General features: G+C 37.9%; 16 protein-coding genes and 2 pseudogenes. All 18 read left to right on the top strand.

Annotation, left to right across the window (positions count from 1 at the left end):
- The 18 genes and pseudogenes from sctW to ampH all read left to right on the top strand — a co-directional run bounded on the left by sctW (nucleotide 1) and on the right by ampH (nucleotide 16,487).
- Nucleotides 1–1,077, top strand: coding sequence for a type III secretion system gatekeeper subunit SctW (gene sctW, locus LDL57_RS01640; RefSeq protein ID WP_180558911.1), 1,077 nt, complete (start codon nucleotides 1–3; stop codon nucleotides 1,075–1,077).
- A gap of 22 nt (nucleotides 1,078–1,099) precedes the next feature.
- Nucleotides 1,100–3,148 (top strand): annotated as a pseudogene (locus LDL57_RS01635) (EscV/YscV/HrcV family type III secretion system export apparatus protein).
- 19 nt (nucleotides 3,149–3,167) lie between these two features.
- Entirely contained in the window at nucleotides 3,168–3,584 is a 417-nt protein-coding gene (locus LDL57_RS01630; RefSeq protein ID WP_180558462.1) for an InvB/SpaK family type III secretion system chaperone, read from the top strand.
- Between the two features lie 6 nt (nucleotides 3,585–3,590).
- Nucleotides 3,591–4,889: pseudogene (gene sctN, locus LDL57_RS01625) on the top strand (type III secretion system ATPase SctN).
- Nucleotides 4,771–5,328: a SpaM family type III secretion system protein gene (locus LDL57_RS01620; RefSeq protein ID WP_225506873.1), complete on the top strand. Its 558-nt coding sequence runs from the start codon at nucleotides 4,771–4,773 to the stop codon at nucleotides 5,326–5,328. Before sctN ends, LDL57_RS01620 begins: the two are co-directional and overlap by 119 nt.
- Complete coding sequence (locus tag LDL57_RS01615) at nucleotides 5,315–6,334, top strand: SpaN/EivJ family type III secretion system needle length determinant (protein ID WP_225506871.1); 1,020 nt, start codon at nucleotides 5,315–5,317, stop codon at nucleotides 6,332–6,334. The genes LDL57_RS01620 and LDL57_RS01615 overlap by 14 nt, the downstream gene beginning before the upstream one ends.
- On the top strand, nucleotides 6,331–7,227 hold the full coding sequence (gene sctQ, locus LDL57_RS01610; protein ID WP_180558465.1) for a type III secretion system cytoplasmic ring protein SctQ: 897 nt from the start codon (nucleotides 6,331–6,333) through the stop codon (nucleotides 7,225–7,227). The genes LDL57_RS01615 and sctQ overlap by 4 nt, the downstream gene beginning before the upstream one ends.
- A 5-nt stretch (nucleotides 7,228–7,232) precedes the next feature.
- Complete coding sequence (locus LDL57_RS01605; protein ID WP_180558466.1) at nucleotides 7,233–7,913, top strand: EscR/YscR/HrcR family type III secretion system export apparatus protein; 681 nt, start codon at nucleotides 7,233–7,235, stop codon at nucleotides 7,911–7,913.
- A 1-nt stretch (nucleotide 7,914) separates the two neighbouring features.
- Nucleotides 7,915–8,175 carry a type III secretion system export apparatus subunit SctS gene (gene sctS / locus LDL57_RS01600; RefSeq protein WP_180558467.1) on the top strand — a complete coding sequence of 87 codons (261 nt, stop codon included), beginning with the start codon at nucleotides 7,915–7,917 and terminating at the stop codon, nucleotides 8,173–8,175.
- Between the two features lie 5 nt (nucleotides 8,176–8,180).
- Nucleotides 8,181–8,948, top strand: a complete 768-nt coding sequence (gene sctT, locus LDL57_RS01595) for a type III secretion system export apparatus subunit SctT (protein WP_180558468.1) — start codon at nucleotides 8,181–8,183, stop codon at nucleotides 8,946–8,948.
- Nucleotides 8,948–10,024 carry an EscU/YscU/HrcU family type III secretion system export apparatus switch protein gene (locus LDL57_RS01590; protein WP_180558469.1) on the top strand — a complete coding sequence of 359 codons (1,077 nt, stop codon included), beginning with the start codon at nucleotides 8,948–8,950 and terminating at the stop codon, nucleotides 10,022–10,024. Before sctT ends, LDL57_RS01590 begins: the two co-directional genes overlap by 1 nt.
- A gap of 82 nt (nucleotides 10,025–10,106) precedes the next feature.
- Complete coding sequence (sicA, locus tag LDL57_RS01585) at nucleotides 10,107–10,622, top strand: type III secretion system translocator chaperone SicA (protein ID WP_180558470.1); 516 nt, start codon at nucleotides 10,107–10,109, stop codon at nucleotides 10,620–10,622.
- A gap of 7 nt (nucleotides 10,623–10,629) precedes the next feature.
- Complete coding sequence (locus LDL57_RS01580; RefSeq protein WP_180558471.1) at nucleotides 10,630–11,679, top strand: hypothetical protein; 1,050 nt, start codon at nucleotides 10,630–10,632, stop codon at nucleotides 11,677–11,679.
- Nucleotides 11,680–11,691: 12 nt separating this feature from the next.
- Complete coding sequence (sctE, locus tag LDL57_RS01575; RefSeq protein WP_180558472.1) at nucleotides 11,692–12,468, top strand: type III secretion system translocon subunit SseC family protein; 777 nt, start codon at nucleotides 11,692–11,694, stop codon at nucleotides 12,466–12,468.
- Entirely contained in the window at nucleotides 12,469–12,756 is a 288-nt protein-coding gene (locus tag LDL57_RS01570) for a deoxyhypusine synthase family protein (protein WP_180558473.1), read from the top strand.
- A gap of 13 nt (nucleotides 12,757–12,769) precedes the next feature.
- A complete protein-coding gene (locus tag LDL57_RS01565) occupies nucleotides 12,770–13,594 on the top strand; it encodes a hypothetical protein (RefSeq protein WP_225506866.1) in 825 nt (274 codons plus the stop codon).
- Between the two features lie 42 nt (nucleotides 13,595–13,636).
- Nucleotides 13,637–14,911 (top strand): IpaD/SipD/SspD family type III secretion system needle tip protein, encoded by a 1,275-nt coding sequence (locus tag LDL57_RS01560; RefSeq protein WP_225506864.1) that lies wholly within the window; start codon nucleotides 13,637–13,639, stop codon nucleotides 14,909–14,911.
- Nucleotides 14,912–15,194: 283 nt separating this feature from the next.
- Entirely contained in the window at nucleotides 15,195–16,487 is a 1,293-nt protein-coding gene (gene ampH, locus LDL57_RS01555; protein ID WP_180558476.1) for a D-alanyl-D-alanine-carboxypeptidase/endopeptidase AmpH, read from the top strand.
- Nucleotides 16,488–16,501: the final 14 nt, after the last annotated feature.

The following is a 16,501-nucleotide window of genomic DNA, read 5'->3' as shown; positions in this document are numbered from 1 at the left end:
ATGGTAGATATCAATAAAATTAACTCATCAGTTTTGTTACGCCAGCTACCAAAAACCCAACAACCATCAGACATTGAAACCACTAAACCTACAGCAATGGTAGTAAATCACCACCACCAGTTGTTAGATATTATGGATGATATGTCGATGGCAATGAGTCAATTTAATCGCCGCCAAGATCTACAAAAGAAACAACAGGATAGTAGTGATATAGCTAGCCGGATTTTGGAAGATAATGTAGATAAAAAACTGGCTACAGCGATCAAATTATTAAACAATCAAAAGAATAAGTTAGCTGATATTTTAACCTTACTGAGACAGTTTTTTCCTGATGATAGTGACTTTGTCTCAGTGCTAAAAGAGCTTTTACGTCGGCGCTATTTTTCTGCCGCATTGGCGCTTGAGATTGAAGCTGAGATCAATTCACTTTGCCAGGGTAGTCATCAACGAGCAAAAGCAACCCGAGCTGGTATCAATATTGCGCTAAAAGCTAAACAATTTAGTTATCAAACAGCATTAAGCACCATGCAACTCCGCCAGTTATACCGCGATTTTATTAGCCAAGATATTGAGCCACTATGGTTTTATGAGGAGTGGGTTAATCAATATGGCTATGATAAACGTTTTTTAATTATCGATTTTGTTTTGCAGTCGCTACTTTGTGATATGCAAGCATTGTCGCCAAGTTGCTCATTTATGCCCGAGTTTGCTGTCTATTTATCCTCTTTAGGCCGAATCAAACAACTCTCTTCTGCTGACAAAATCTTTTTCGCTTACTGCTCTAATCTACCCTTTTTAATCCAGCCTGATGCTCAAGTGAGTTGGTTACCTATTTTTATTAAGGGATTAAGTGATCCCGAAGCGATGATGATGATTATCCAAGATATTATTGCTAATAAACAGCTAACTATTGTTATCACACAACATATTTTATTGCTTCAACAACTGATGGCAGCATTTAAATCGTTAACTATAGAAATCTACTTAAGCCCTGAGATCAGGGAAAAAACACAATCATACTTACTTGCATTACTTGATTTACTTTATCAAAAAGAAAAAAGCTTAAGTCGTCTTTAATTTTCAAAGCAGGGAACGCAATATGTTGCAATCAGTTTTGTTGCAAATTAGAAACAAGCCTGAACTTATCGTACTTGGCATCATGATCTTAGTGATAGCCATGCTCATACTACCATTACCGACTTATATTGTTGATCTGCTGATCGGCTTAAACATTGTCATTTCACTATTGGTATTAATGAGTTCTTTCTATATCACCAAGATCATTCATTTCACCAGTTTCCCTGCTCTATTGTTAATTACTACCTTATTTCGACTGGCATTATCTATTAGCACTAGCCGTCTGATCTTACTTGATGCCGATGCCGGCGACATTATTACCTCCTTTGGTCAATTTGTGATTGGTGACAACTTAGTGGTGGGATTGGTGATCTTCGCTATCGTAACCGTTGTTCAGTTTATCGTGATCACCAAAGGCTCTGAACGAGTGGCTGAAGTTGCTGCCCGTTTTTCGCTTGATGCCATGCCGGGTAAACAGATGAGCATCGATGCTGATTTAAAATCTGGCATTATTGATAATGATGGTGTTAAGCATCGTCGTATTGAGCTTGAACAGTAGAGTCAATTATACGGCGCTTTTGATGGTGCTATGAAATTTATTAAGGGAGATGCTATTGCTGGCATTGTGATTATTTTTGTCAACTTTTTAGGCGGCATTTCTGTTGGCATGGTACAGATGGGCTTTAGTTTCAGCGAGGCATTGACAACTTATACCATGCTTACCATCAGTGATGGATTAGTCGCCCAAATCCCTGCTTTACTGATCTCAATTAGTGCTGGTTTTATTGTCACCAGAGTGGGAGGTACACAGAAAAATCTGGGTCAAAATATTATCAAAGAGCTGTTTTCCCATGATTTTTCTCTAATTATTACCGCAGTTTTAACGTTTATTATGGGTTTTTTACCTGGCTTTCCAACACTGATATTTATTTTGCTATCAATATTAATTAGCGGCTCCTATTTAAGAAAAACCTTAGCTAATAAAAAAATAGCTAAAAATCAGAAAAAAATTAGTGGCCATCATAGTAGTATTAATAACCGAGAAAATAATGTTCAGTCTCAATCTAACGTGGATATCTCTTATCATGAAGCGGTGCCATTAATTATTTCAATCTCAGAGCAACATAAAGATTATATTGAAAATAATCAATTAACCCAGTGGTTAAAAAATCAGATCTTAATCCAATATGGATTGTTATTGCCTGACTTTATTATTAATTATTCTGCCAAATTAGAACCCTATAAAGTCATTATTTTAGTCAATGAAGTTAGAAGCGCAGAATTTCATATTATCTTTGAAAGTTATCGGGTGCTTAATAAAACCAATGAATTTGGTCAGTTGGGACTTAAGAGCCAAACAACTCAGAAACAAGGTGAAACCTACTACTGGGTACAGCAAGAAGAGAAAAATAGATTAGAACCGCTAAGCTATCTGTTTGCAAGTGATATCAGCGAATTTTACTGTCACTTCAGTCAGGTAATAACCCGTAATATCAGTGAGTTTTTTGGTATTCAAGAAACCAAAGATTTATTGGATCAATTAGAAAGGAAATATCCTGAATTATTGAAAGAGTGCTATCGCCATGTGTCGATCCAACGAATTACCGAAGTATTACAACGTCTATTACAAGAACAGATATCAATTCGTAATATTAAGATAATTTTAGGCGGGCTGGTGCAATGGGGCCCGAAAGAAAAAGATCCGATTATGTTAGTTGAACAAATTCGAACACTTTTAGCACGTTACATTACAGCTAGTTTTATTTTTCAACAAAAATTGCATGTGCTAATCGTTTCAGCAGAGCTGGAAGAAATTATTCGGCAAGGAATACGACAAACTTCGGCCGGCTCTTTTTTAAATCTCGAACCTGCTCAATTGGATCTGGTACAAGATAGGTTATTAGTCGCAATTAGAGAGAATTATACTATTCCTAAGATAGTTTTGCTCTGTTCAGTTGATGTACGTCGTTTTATAACAAAAATTTTAGCCACCCATTATCCTGGTTTTAATGTGCTCTCTTTTGCTGAGATCACCGAAGGAACTGAGGTCAATATCATAAAAACAATTTAATTAATTCAAGGACTGAATTATGCAAATGGATCTTGCTTCACTTGTCACAGATGCAATCAAAACAATGGGGAAACCGGATTTATTTCCCCAAGGGCATCAACTTAATAATCATTCTACTATCACGCTCGAATTAGAAGAGTTACCTGATATTCATATCGCTATGGTAAATGATTTACCCACCATTTGGGCTAACCTGGGATATATAGAGCCAAATGTTATTCGACAGCTAAGTGAACCCTTATTAGCAACCATTATTAGTAACCATTTGCCTTTTTTTTATCCCGGGCAACCCACTTATTTTCTTAATGATGAAAATATACTTGAGTTACGGGCAACCTTCTCTATCACAGCGCTAGAAAATGCGACCCAATTTGCCGAAGCAATCGACAGTTTTTTTCAATATATGCTCAATATCAATAAATTATTGATTGGTTAACTAGCAATGAACAACAACTTTATGCCCTTTTATCCAGTTGCCTATCCGGTACGCATTCAGGGAAACATTATAGAGGCACCATTAAGAAAAGTGTTTATCGGCGAGGTTTGCTTATTAAAACCCTATCCTGGTAGTTCACAAACGATTGGGCAAGCTCAAGTGATCGCTTTTCACCACCAACAAGCATTACTTAGCTTAATGGGTTCATCCCATGGACTCTCTTTAACGACAGCCATTGAACCCACAGGCCATACCCTTTCTATTCAATTAAGTGAAACGTTATTAGGCACCATGTTAGATGTTGCAGGTCACCCCATCTTACGCTTTGCACCATCGATAGCATTGAATGCTACTAGCTGTCGACGCTCAGTTAATACCAACGCGCCAGATTTCTTAAGTAGAAAACCTATCACTAACTACTTTGCCACTGGTATTCGGGCGATTGATGGGCTATTAACGTGCGGTGTAGGACAAAGATTAGGCATCTTTGCTGCCGCGGGTTGTGGCAAAACTATATTAATGAATATGCTGATCAATTATGCACAAGCCGATATCTTTGTTGTCGCGTTGATTGGTGAAAGAGGCCGCGAAGTTACCGAATTTGTTGATGAATTAAAGCGATCACCACGTGGCAGTCAAACGATTCTTATTAGTTCAACCTCAGATCAGCCAGCCGTTAATCGCTGTAATGCCGCTTTAGTGGCTACCACCGTGGCAGAATATTTTCGTGATCAAAATAAACATGTCGTTCTCTTTATCGATTCAATAACCCGTTATTGCCGTGCCTTACGTGATGTTGCGTTGGCTTCGGGGGAACTACCCGCTCGCAAAGGTTTTCCCGCTTCGGTTTTTGAACAACTTCCCTCACTACTTGAACGGCCTGGCAATACACAAAAAGGCGCGTTAACCGCTTTTTATACTATTTTACTGGAAAATGAAGAAGAACCTGATGCGATCGGTGATGAAATACGTTCTATACTGGATGGCCATATTTACCTTTCTCAATAATTAGCAGCACAAGGACATTACCCGGCCATCGACATTTTACTCAGTACCAGCCGTCTTTTTCAACAAATCACTGAGCAACAGCAGCAAACAGCTGCACGAGATTTTCGTCATTATCTTACCCAATTAGCATCATTAAAACTCTTACAAGAATTGGGGGAGTATCGCGCTGGAGAAAATCATGATCATGACCAACTTATCAATAAAAAAAGTGCTATTGAGCAGTTTTTGCAACAATCGTGGCAACAATCTTATTCCTTTTCTCAATCGGTTAAGGAGTTTTATGACATCGTGGCGTAAATTTGAAACTCCGATCAAATTACTACAACAAAAACAAACTAGATTAGCGTCAGCCATCGGCCAAATTAAAAGAGAAATAACCAATGAACAGCAGCGACATCACCAATCTTGTTTTTTATTTACTCAACTAATCGAACAAGCCAAAACATTAGAGCCTGTCGGACAATTAGCCTATAACGCCTTGTTTGACAGTAAAAGGAAGCAAGCGATAGTAAAAGCACAAATTAATCAAGTGCAGACAGAAATAGCATTAATTGAACAGAAGATAGCCCAACTGGATCAACAAAAAAACTTACTTCAGCAACTGCAATGCAACTTGGTAAAAAAAGAGAAAAAATTACGACATTGCTACCAGCAGGCAAAAAAATGCCATCGTTTAAAAACCGCTTCGCAAGAAGAGATACAATTACAGGAATTAGCAATTTATGGTAAATATTGATACTCATCAACGTCAACAGATTATTAGTAATTCATCTTATTTACCAGATAATCTGTGCACTAGTTTTTCTTCATCAGAACGCTATGATGAACAAATAAATAATACCTATTTATCAAAAGAAATTGATGAAAGATTAACTTTATTACAATCCATTATTGTCACCGCGCTACCCACTGAAATAACGCTTTATAATCAAGAGCAAAAGCAACACGACTCGCTCGTGACGGAGTTAATTATCCCTACTAACCTACCTTTCAATAACACTGAAATACCTACAAATTTTTTTTCGACAGGCTATCAACAACATTCAGTGACCGTCAGTAGCGATCAAAAAAGCGATGCCATTAACCAGCAAGCGATAGAAAAACAGATTCAAATCAGTGAATTGGTCGAAAACCAACAAATTTGCGTAAAAATTAATTCCACCATGTTAGCCAAACATCTTGCTGACGATAAACTTGTATCAATTGAGACAGAAACCGTTACTAAATCATTGTTAAACGCTGGGGATACTCATTTGCAAAACCTTAGCCATAAAGTGATAAAAGAAGATGACTTATGGCCAACGATTACAAATGAGTTAAATAACACAGAGCTGGTAGAGCAAGAAAATTGCCAATCCCTTACCGATAGTAATAACTTAGCTAATAGCGACAGTGCATCTCATTTTACTAACTGGCCATCCCTCCAAGTAGCAACCAACTACCAAAGCGACATAACGGCAGAACTTCCGGCCAAAACAGCAACAACTACTATGCCATCTAACCATTCATCGCCTGAAGCAGAATTACGTTATACATTCACTCAATGGCAAGGTGGTACTCATCATGTTGATATTTATCGGATTGCTAATCATCATCTGCAACTTATGGCATCAAATAGCCATGTTATGTCAATACTACAGCGCCACTTAAACGAAAGGGCATCGCCATCAACAGTATCCTTAACTGACACGCTTAATATCACACTCAATAACAGTGACGAATCAGGTGATGAATCATCATGAAGGGCAAATTATCACTTAGAGCCAGCAGGTATACAGATAAAACTCCGTTATTTCAGGCATTTGCAACGCATTATCCCAGTGAAAAAATTATTACTGATAGCTACTGCTTCGTATTATTGTTACAACAATCGAAATTGCAATTAACCGTTTATCTACCGATTGAGGTTGCACTCCGCCAATACTTAACTATGCTAGCGCCACTGCCCTGGCTTTCGATTCCTGCCAGTTATCTAATTGAATTGTTACAAGAACAACTTACCACTATTTCAATTCCGCAATTAGGTGAATTTCAAATTCAAGTCACTCAGTTTGACTGCCTGCAACAACCGATTGAGGCTATTAGAATAACGAGCTCGTTAGGCCAGATATTGATTGTTGATGCCAAAGGTAGTATGCCGTTAAAGGAGAACGGCTATGCTAACTTACCCTTACAGGTCAGATTTTCTATTGGTTATAGTCGATTAAAACAGCAACTTTTTCGCACTTTACAAACGGGAGATATTTTATTACTGCAACAATCCCAAACCTATCTTAGCGTGGAAACAATACCGTTATTTCACTACACCTGGCAACCTCAAGGAAATATTATGTTAGCTCAACCCATTGTCACTGATCAGGATGATCATAATGCCAGCTCCGAATCCTCTCCAGCTCTTTTTGATTTAAACCAGTTACCGCTGAAAGTGAATTTTATTTTACAGCGCCAAACCTTTAGTTTGAATACAATAAAATCCTGGCAAAGTGGTACACAACTCATTCTTAATAGTGATGCACATTGTGCCATAACTTTAGAAATTAATGGCCAAACTTTTGCTAAAGGGGAATTGATCCAAGTCGGTGAACAACTTGCTGTTGAATTACACACACTGTTATCTAGCGAGCAAGAAGGTTAGCCACCATGACAGATAATCCGGTTTCTATCATCATCCTACTGTCAATTGCCACGCTACTTCCCTTTTTGATTGCAGCAGGAACCTGTTATTTAAAGTTTTCTATTGTGTTTGTCATGGTCAGGAATGCCATAGGGGTACAGCAAGTACCATCCAATATGGTGTTAAATGCAATTGCTTTAATTTTGTCACTGTTTATCATGGCACCATTGGCCAAAAATTTTTATCACTATACTGTCAATTATCAAACAGAAAATCCCCATGCTTTTACTGATCCAGTGTTACTTGATCAGTTTTTAGATGAAAGTTTACAGGATTATCGTCAATATCTACATAAATATGCCGATCCAGAACTGATTAAATTTTTTGTCGCCGCGCAAGAACGTGTTCCTCAACCAGAAAACCAAATCGATAACTCGCTAGAAAATAGCTCTCTTATTCCTCTATTAGCCGCTTATGCCCTGAGTGAAATTAAAAGCGCATTTATTATCGGCTTTTATCTTTACTTACCTTTTGTGGTCATTGACTTAGTTGTATCAAGCATTCTACTCGCTTTAGGCATGATGATGATGAGCCCTATTACCCTATCGGTACCCATTAAACTGGTATTATTTGTCGCTATGGATGGTTGGTCTTTATTATCAAAGGGGCTTATTTCGCAATACTTAGATTTTATGGCAGTCAAATAATATGGACATGAGTTATGCAATGAGTAAAGGACTTTATCTGATCCTGATCCTGTCATTATTACCTGTGCTGGTCGCTACCGCTATTGGCTTGATCATTGGGCTATTACAAACCGTCACCCAAATCCAGGAGCAAACATTACCTTTCGGTTTAAAACTAGTGGCCGTTTTTATCTGTTTATTAATGCAAGCTAGTTGGTTAACGGAAAAAATTATCGCTTATGCAACTGAAATGTTTAATCTTGGTTTCAGCGCAGGGATCTGACCGCAATGATGAAACTTTATTTAGCGCTACAAAATTCATTACTCAATTATTTACTAATTTTTGCCCGTCTGGCGCCACTGTTTTTTATGTTGCCTTTTTTAAGTGATCGCATACTAACCAATTTATCCTTAAAAGGGATTATCATTTTATTACTTACCCTTTGTTTATCACCATTGATAGTCATCCCAACATGGCAATCAACCAGCCAATTTATTGCGTTATCCGTTGTTGAACTATTTATTGGTTTAACTATGGGCATCTTAATGGCTACACCTTTTTGGCTAGCCTCAGCGATAGGTGAATTTATTGATAACCAAAGGGGAGCCAGTATTGGTGATATGCTTGATCCAACGACTGGCTCTGAATCTTCCTCACTCGCGTCATTAATCAATATGTTCTGTGTTGCATGGTTTCTCAATCATGGCGGCATGATTGAATTCGTCGCAACAATAGTCGAAAGTTATCAACAACTACCTATCGGCCGCCCAATTGTTCATGTTGATTTATACGGCTTAGGGAAATGGTTAACCCATTTCATTATGTTAGCAATAACGCTATCAGCACCGATATTAATTGGACTGTTTATGTTAGAAATCGGCTTGGGTCTCTATTCATTATTCTGCCCGCAATTAAATGCATTCTCTTTATCGTTGACCCTTAAAAGTATCGTGGCTTTTAGCCTGCTATTTATTCTGTTTAATACGACGCTACCTCAAACACTTATTTCGGTGCTTCCACCTTCAATTTCATCAATAATTATAGTGGGCAATTGATGGCAGAAAAAACAGAAAAACCAACGGCCAAAAAATTACGTGATTCAGCTAAAAAAGGTCAATCTTTTAAAAGCAAAGATTTAGTCTCCGGTTGTGCCTATTTTGCTGGTACCTGTGTATTAGGGTTTTATCTCGATTTTGAGCAATTCATTTATTTTTATCAGCATATTTTATTACATCCTCACAATATTAATCCGCAAAGTTTTATCAATGCATTAATATCGTTATTTTTATCTATTGTGTTACCAGTGGTATTTATTAGTGCATTAGCAGCCATTATTCCATCACTACTCCAGTCAAAATTTATCCTGGCAACCGAAGCTATCAAGCTGGATTTTAAAAAACTGGATATCGTGCAAGGAATAAAACGTCTCGTGGATAAACGGGCGCTGAAGAATCTGCTTAAGGCATTACTATTTTTAACTATTTTTCTCAGTTGCTGTTATTTTTTTATTCAATCATACCAATCGACACTGTTATTCACCCAACGAAAAACGATTTGGCATATTATCTATGATTGGCGTATTTTAACGCTGAAATTTATCTTGTTTTTTCTGCTATTCTCACTGCCTATTTTGCTTCTTGATGCCCTATATGAATATTTTCTTCATCACAACGAGATGAAAATGGAAAAGCATGAAGTAAAACGAGAATACAAAGAAAACGAAGGTAATCCAGAAAAAAAATCGGCCCGTCGCGGTGCTCATCAAGAACTACTCAACGCTGAAACTAAACAAGCAATAGCACAATCATCAATGATATTAGCCAATCCGACTCATATTGCCATTGGTATCTATTTTGATCCTGATAACAGCATATTACCGCTGGTAGCGGTTCGCATGGCGAACCAATATGCACTGGCTGTACAAGCCTATGCCAAAGAGATAGGTATTCCAATTGTGCGTAACATCAAACTGGCACGCCAAATTTATCAGCGCTACAGATTATACGAAACCGTAGTAAAACAAGATTTACTCGATGTGATTGATATTTTTATCTGGTTAAAGCAGGTAGAAATGGCCGCCATACTAGAAAATACACCAACAGAAGCAATAAACAGTGAGCAAAAGTCTTAATATTTTTGTTAACTTGGCGGATTTTTGCAAGTTAAACCGCTTAAATTCCTTTACTCTGTCATAAATAAAGCGAGAAGATGCTATGGAACAGCAAAATACGATTAACCAAAATGATAATAACACCGATGCTCACCTGGATGAGTACACTGAACTGGTGACAGAAGCCCTCCAGCAAGGTGCCAGCTTAAAGGATTTAGAAGGCATACCCGATGAACTGATGGATGGTGTTTACCGCTTTGCATATGATTTTTATCAACAAGGTAAATTGGAAGAGGCTGAAACCTTTTTTCGTTTTCTCTGCTTATATGATTTCAATAATAGTGATTACATTATGGGGTTAGGGGCGGTTAAACAGCTACAAAAACAGTATGAAACAGCGCTTGATCTCTACGCGCTGGCTTATATACATGGTGATAATGACTACCGCCCAATGTTCTACGGTGGACAATGTAATCTTATTATCGCTGAAAAAGAGAAAGCTAAATACTGTTTTCAGAAAGTTTATCAACATAGTAGCGATCAAGAATTAAAGAATAGAGCGCAAGCCTATCTTGAACTCTTAACAACCTCTCCATCAAATGACGATAATCAAGGATGACCTAAAGATGGTAGAAATTAACCGATTAACAGCTAACAAAGCACACCCGTTTGCTGCTGTAAAGCAAGACGTAATCGCGGATAATAATCTGGTCAACCAATTAACCGCGCTACAAAAAAATATTATTCAACAAGTTAATAGTGTGATTGAAAACGAACAAAAAAAAACGGCCAGTCATAATCAATCTGATAAAAATATACCGATCCTTACTCCACCCACAGATAATTCTTTATCTAGCGTAGATAATAATGCCCAATTACTGTTATTAATGAAACAATATCAACAATTGATCGGTAAAAATGAGATTAAAAATCTACGCGAAAATCTTACCCAATGGAAAATTCAAGCCCAGTTGAATCATCAGATTCAACAAGCCAAAAAAGTTGAACAAATCTACCGGCAAGTTGAAAAAAAGCTCAATCAGCATCGAGATGATTTTATCAACAGTTGGCTACGGGTCGCCAGCGGGCTACATGAACAAACCGAAGCTGATACTAATGCGCTGGCCAACCTATTTGCAAATCAGGGACTCAGTGAGCGATTTAGGCAAGCTATCGCAGGAAAAAATCGCCTCACTGATCGGCAACAGATGAGCAAACTATTAGAGGAAGAGTTTCCATGGCTGAAGTTAGATTTAACTAATGCCAAATTGTCTGTTGATGAACTTAACCAAAAAAAACTTGCCATTAAACAATTTTGCCAAGGCATTGAACATAATCGCCCAAAACCTATCTTTAGTGATAGTACTGGTCAAACCGATAAGAAATGGCGTGATAATGGTATTATACATACACAATGGTATAACGCTGTGCGTTATTCGATGCAGGATAGCAAGCGAACATTATACTCTATCTCTTGCGCTCAAGGCGCTTATAAAAGCCTAGTGCGTGATACAGAAGATCAGCGTGATCGATTGGCTAATCTTAAAAATGACACTGACATCGCCGAGCAACTGAATGAAGCTGAAAAAAGTATTTTCAGTTTAAAGCTAGCCACCTTTAAAACATTAATCGAACTGGAATCGCAGCATCTGCAAGGCAGCGCCAAACTCACTTAACTGATGGCAAAAATGCGTGAACTGCTTGGCTCACTCACATTGGAAAGCATGAGTAGCCAACGAGAAATTTTGCAAGAAATGCAACGCATGATTGAAATCCAGGCAGAAAAACGTGCACAAGATATTGATGAAAAAATTCGTAAAGCAGAAGAAGCCCGTGAATGGATGGCGATTGGCAGTCAAATTTTTTCCTGGTTAATTGCGGCGGTCGGTGTAGTGGCCGCTGCTTTTACCGGTGGTGCCAGTCTGGCTTTAGCCGCTATTGGCATCGCCTTACTGGCTGCGGATACCATCTGTCAGGCAGCCGGTGGTGGCTCCTTTATGAATCAGGCATTAAAGCCAGTCGGTGAAGCCATGATGAAAGTGGCAGAGTGGATCTCTGACTTTCTATGCCAAATCGCGGTTAGTGAAGCTAAATTACATGGAGCATCAGAAAGTGAAATTGCCGAACTGAAAAAACAGGCCAAGGAAATAACCGACATTGTCGCCACGATTATCGTTGCAGTCACAATGGTTGCAGCCGCCATTGGCACAGCTAAATTGGCCAGTGTGGCGGGTAAAATGATCGGCAAAATTATTGCGGACAAGCTTAAACGGGCTCTAAAGCACTTACTGGACAAAATGATCAATAATCTATTGAGTAACTTAGTACGCATCGTCGGCAACGACACCAGCAAAATGATTGCTTTCACTATCAAGCAAGTATTTAACAACTTGCTGGATAAAACCATCAATAATGTATTAATTAAAAATCTGAAAAATAAACTGACTCAATATATTAATGCCTAAATGGTACAAAAAAGCTTAATTGGTCTTTCTGTGATTAATGCTAATTCTAGTGCCGGCTTAAATCTCCACGCTACAAATTTGGAAGCTGACGTTATTAAACGATTAGGCGATTTAACGGTCATTAACCAAATAATGGCTCAACTGGATAAACTGCTTAACCAAGTGATGGATAATTTTGCCAAGGAGATGGAAACCGTCACTGAGTTAATGCGTAAAATAGGCGAAATGGGCAGCCAAAGCCTACATACCGGAAAATATATTACTCATAACTTAAACACCAGGGCATAAAAAGGACTTAATCATGTCAACTATTACTCCTTCAATAACTAAACATTCTGTTTCACCAATAATTACACCGGATGTTAAAAACATCACAGAACCTAACCAAATATCTGACAAAAAGGCATCTCAGATCTTGGCTAGTAAAACAGCGCAACAGCAGATTGAACAAACAACCAAAGAGCAAATCAATCAAACCAATTTACCGCTACTCTCTCTACCAACAGTGGAAAAAGATGCCGAGGCGTTAATCGATCGTTTAGAAAAATCACCGCCTGTGGTAATGAATTTATTAGGTACTAGTGATGTGCAATTACTAGCGTTACTGAATAAGATATCAGCGACATTAAGAGAACTTAATGCCAAAAGCCGTGAAAATGGCGATAAACTTAAAATTGCCACATTACAATCCAGCGAAAAAGTCAAAGACAGTAAATACACCGAAGCGGGTTCATTGTTGACAAGTGCTATCGCCGGAAGTTCTTTAAGTCTAGGAATGACAGTTGCCGGCGCAGGGATCAGTCTTAAAGGGCTAGCGCAAACCACCAGCAACAGTATTGGCAGTCTACAAAATAGCTCATTGATAGCCGGAAATGCCGTTAGCAACTTATCAAATCCAATCAGCCAAATGACTCAACAACCGTTAGCTTCTGGGCAAATTAAAGAACAGGGTAACCAGCGTATTTTAGAAACTGAGCAACAAATTAATAATGCTACAGGCGAAACTCATCAACGGGAAGAAAATATCAATGAAGAGGTAAAGAATAAAATGATCCAAATTCTCAATAAAATGATCGAATATAGCCAACAAACTGTATCCACTATCTCAGGTAATATTAGAGCTTAGGGTTAGCACTTATTCAATGATCAATAACTAGACGAAATTTTTATGATAATTTCAACAAATTCAACACCACAAACTGCCGCATTTTCTACAGAGATAAAGCACAATAATGCTACGCATACAGTTATCAATGCTAATACTTCATTAAATAATAATGCATTAAATAATATTCCATCTATGTTACCACCAGCATTAACTACTTTATTGTCTGAGACAATAGAATATGATCTTGATTTTACTGCTAACAATCCATCTAATACATTGCAAAATAAAAAAAATGCATATCTTTCTGCCGTAGATGATGTGCTAAACGATATAAAAAATGGCAATAGAGAGATAGAAAATGGAACGCAAAATATAATAAATGGAAAAATAAATAAAGATCCAGCACTAATAAAAAAAGGTGAAGCATTAGTAGAAAAAGGTAAGGCTCTAAGAGATAATGGCCAAACGAACCTTGCTCGACTATTATCGGATAAAAATCCTCCCCCGGTTGCCAAAAGTTATTATCAGTCACGTAACGCATCATTACCTACAGCACAACAATTCACACAACAACAGCAAACTTTAGCAGAAAATAATTATAACTCATTAATAGTGGTGTTTAATGATATTCAACAAACTATTAGAGATGCCAATAAGAGTTATCTGCACTGTTATCGCGATATATTTAAAAATAGTATGGAAAAATTTCAGGAGATTAGTGGCTTACTTTCTGATGTTAGTAATTACGTCAGTGAAAGCTCAAAAGATAACTTTATTACTCTTAAACAACAGAAAATGCTGAAGGATTTACGACAATTACACGCTAAATTATCGCAAGAACCGGATGGGATCATTTATCAACAAGAAATTAAATTTATCAAACTGGCGGAAGGTGATTATCAAAAAGTTGGCGATAATAGCGGTGTGCATTACACCGAAACACAAGCATTGGCACTGATGAAAAGCTATCGCCAATCTTTTGAACAAAAAGTTACCGGCACCTTAATGAAAGCGCCAGATTTAGCTCAAATCAATGCGGAAAGTTTAACGCAAGGTATTATAATTAAAATCAAAATTGATCCCAAACCATTAGCGCGTGTTATTCAAGTAGTGGAAAATTTGCAACTACCAGCCACAGATAATCTTGAGATCTCCCAGGCACGTTTCAATCTGATCAACACTGCAATTGATACTACTAAAAAAGATTATCAAGCCATGTTAGATGAGATGTCACAACGTTACAATACGGCCAATGCGAACTATGATAACTTCGTTAAAATTATAAGCAGTACCATCAATGCTATGCAAGATAGCGCCAAAAGCTTTTTACGTTAATCTCTGCTCTACCCTCATTTCAATAATAAAGAGTAGTTTTTTATGACTACTCTTTTATCCAACCAATTTTTCCAGACTATTATGCTAGCAATAGAACATCAGAGAATAGTTTTGTAGCTTATATTCATAATTTCTCTATAATTAGAGTGTTATATTATTTAAAACGTATAGCATCGATAACATAATTGATTTTTATTCAGGTGTCTGATGAAGGCTTTCATGAAAAATTGAACATTTATCAGGCGATTGTTTATAAAAATTTATTCATATTGGTTTATTAAGAATGCAACTATTTTGCCTAAAATTCTTTTCAGCCTTTACTCTATTTTTATCACTTACTGGCTGCTCGTCATCAACAGCAGAAACAAAACTTACCTCAACCAAAACTGCATCATCTTCACCCACAACGCTGGAAATTCTTAATCGTCATCAACCCGCTACAGAAAAAACGACTGATTTGGTAGATCGTTTTGCTAGCCAGATTTTTACTGAAACAAATCCCCAAGGGATGGCAATCGTTGTTATCGATAATGATCAGATCATAACCCGTTACTATGGTGAAACTGCACCAGGCAGCCGAAAAACCCCTGGTCCTGAGTCACTGATCCGCATTGCTTCATTAACAAAATTGATGACCAGTGAAGTAATGATCAAACTAGAAGCGGATAAAAAATTACGAATTACTGATCCACTACAAGACTATAGCTATCACGGTACGTATATTCCTACTTATAATGGCAAACAGCCAATTCGCTTATATCATCTGGCTAGTCATACCAGCGGTTTACCAAGGGAACAACCTGGCGGTAAAATCGGCCGGCCAGTATTTGTTTGGCCAACCCAAACAAATCGTTGGGCATGGTTGAAGAAGGCAAAAATTAAGTGTTTGCCAGGAACCAAAGCCGCCTATTCTAATCTGGCTTATGATCTACTAGCAGATGCCTTGGCAAAAGCGGCAGGAAAATCTTATAAACAACTTTTTGCCGAAAAAATCACCTTACCAACCGCAATGTACGATACAACTTTTACACCAACTAGCCATCAATGTTCTCGCCTAATGGTTGGTTATAAATCCAGTCCATGTATTAGTACGTTAGCTGCCGCTGGCAGTGGTGGTGTTTATTCAACACCAGCTGATATGCAAAGATGGATGCAACAATTTCTGTCAACCCATAGCCAGGTTAGTAAACAAACCGCTCAACGTGAACAAGCGATCTATTTTGCTCGCGATATGCTTACCGACATTAAAGGGATGGACGTTGCTGGCCATGCCGATGGTATTGGCCTTGGATGGGTTTATATGAATCCACGAGATGGCATTCCTGGCATTTATCAAAAAACCGGTGGCGGTGGCGGTTTTAATACCTATATGACCATGATCCCACAACAACGTATTGGTATCTTTGCTGTGATTTCACGCAAAAAAGGCAGTAAATTTAGTCGGTTAACCCAAGGTGTCAATGATTTAACCGCCGCACTCACTATCAATCACAATAACGACCCTTTCCAGCCAACTAAACAAGATTTTGCAGTAAATCTGGTTAAAAAATTGCTAGAAAGTCCTGATCAGGGCTAAGCCGAACAAGAGGA

The sequence above is a fragment of the Arsenophonus apicola genome (assembly GCF_020268605.1).
Lineage (GTDB): Bacteria > Pseudomonadota > Gammaproteobacteria > Enterobacterales > Enterobacteriaceae > Arsenophonus > Arsenophonus apicola.
The sequence above is the reverse complement of the archived record's forward strand: the minus strand, read 5'-3'. Positions and strand labels throughout refer to the sequence as shown.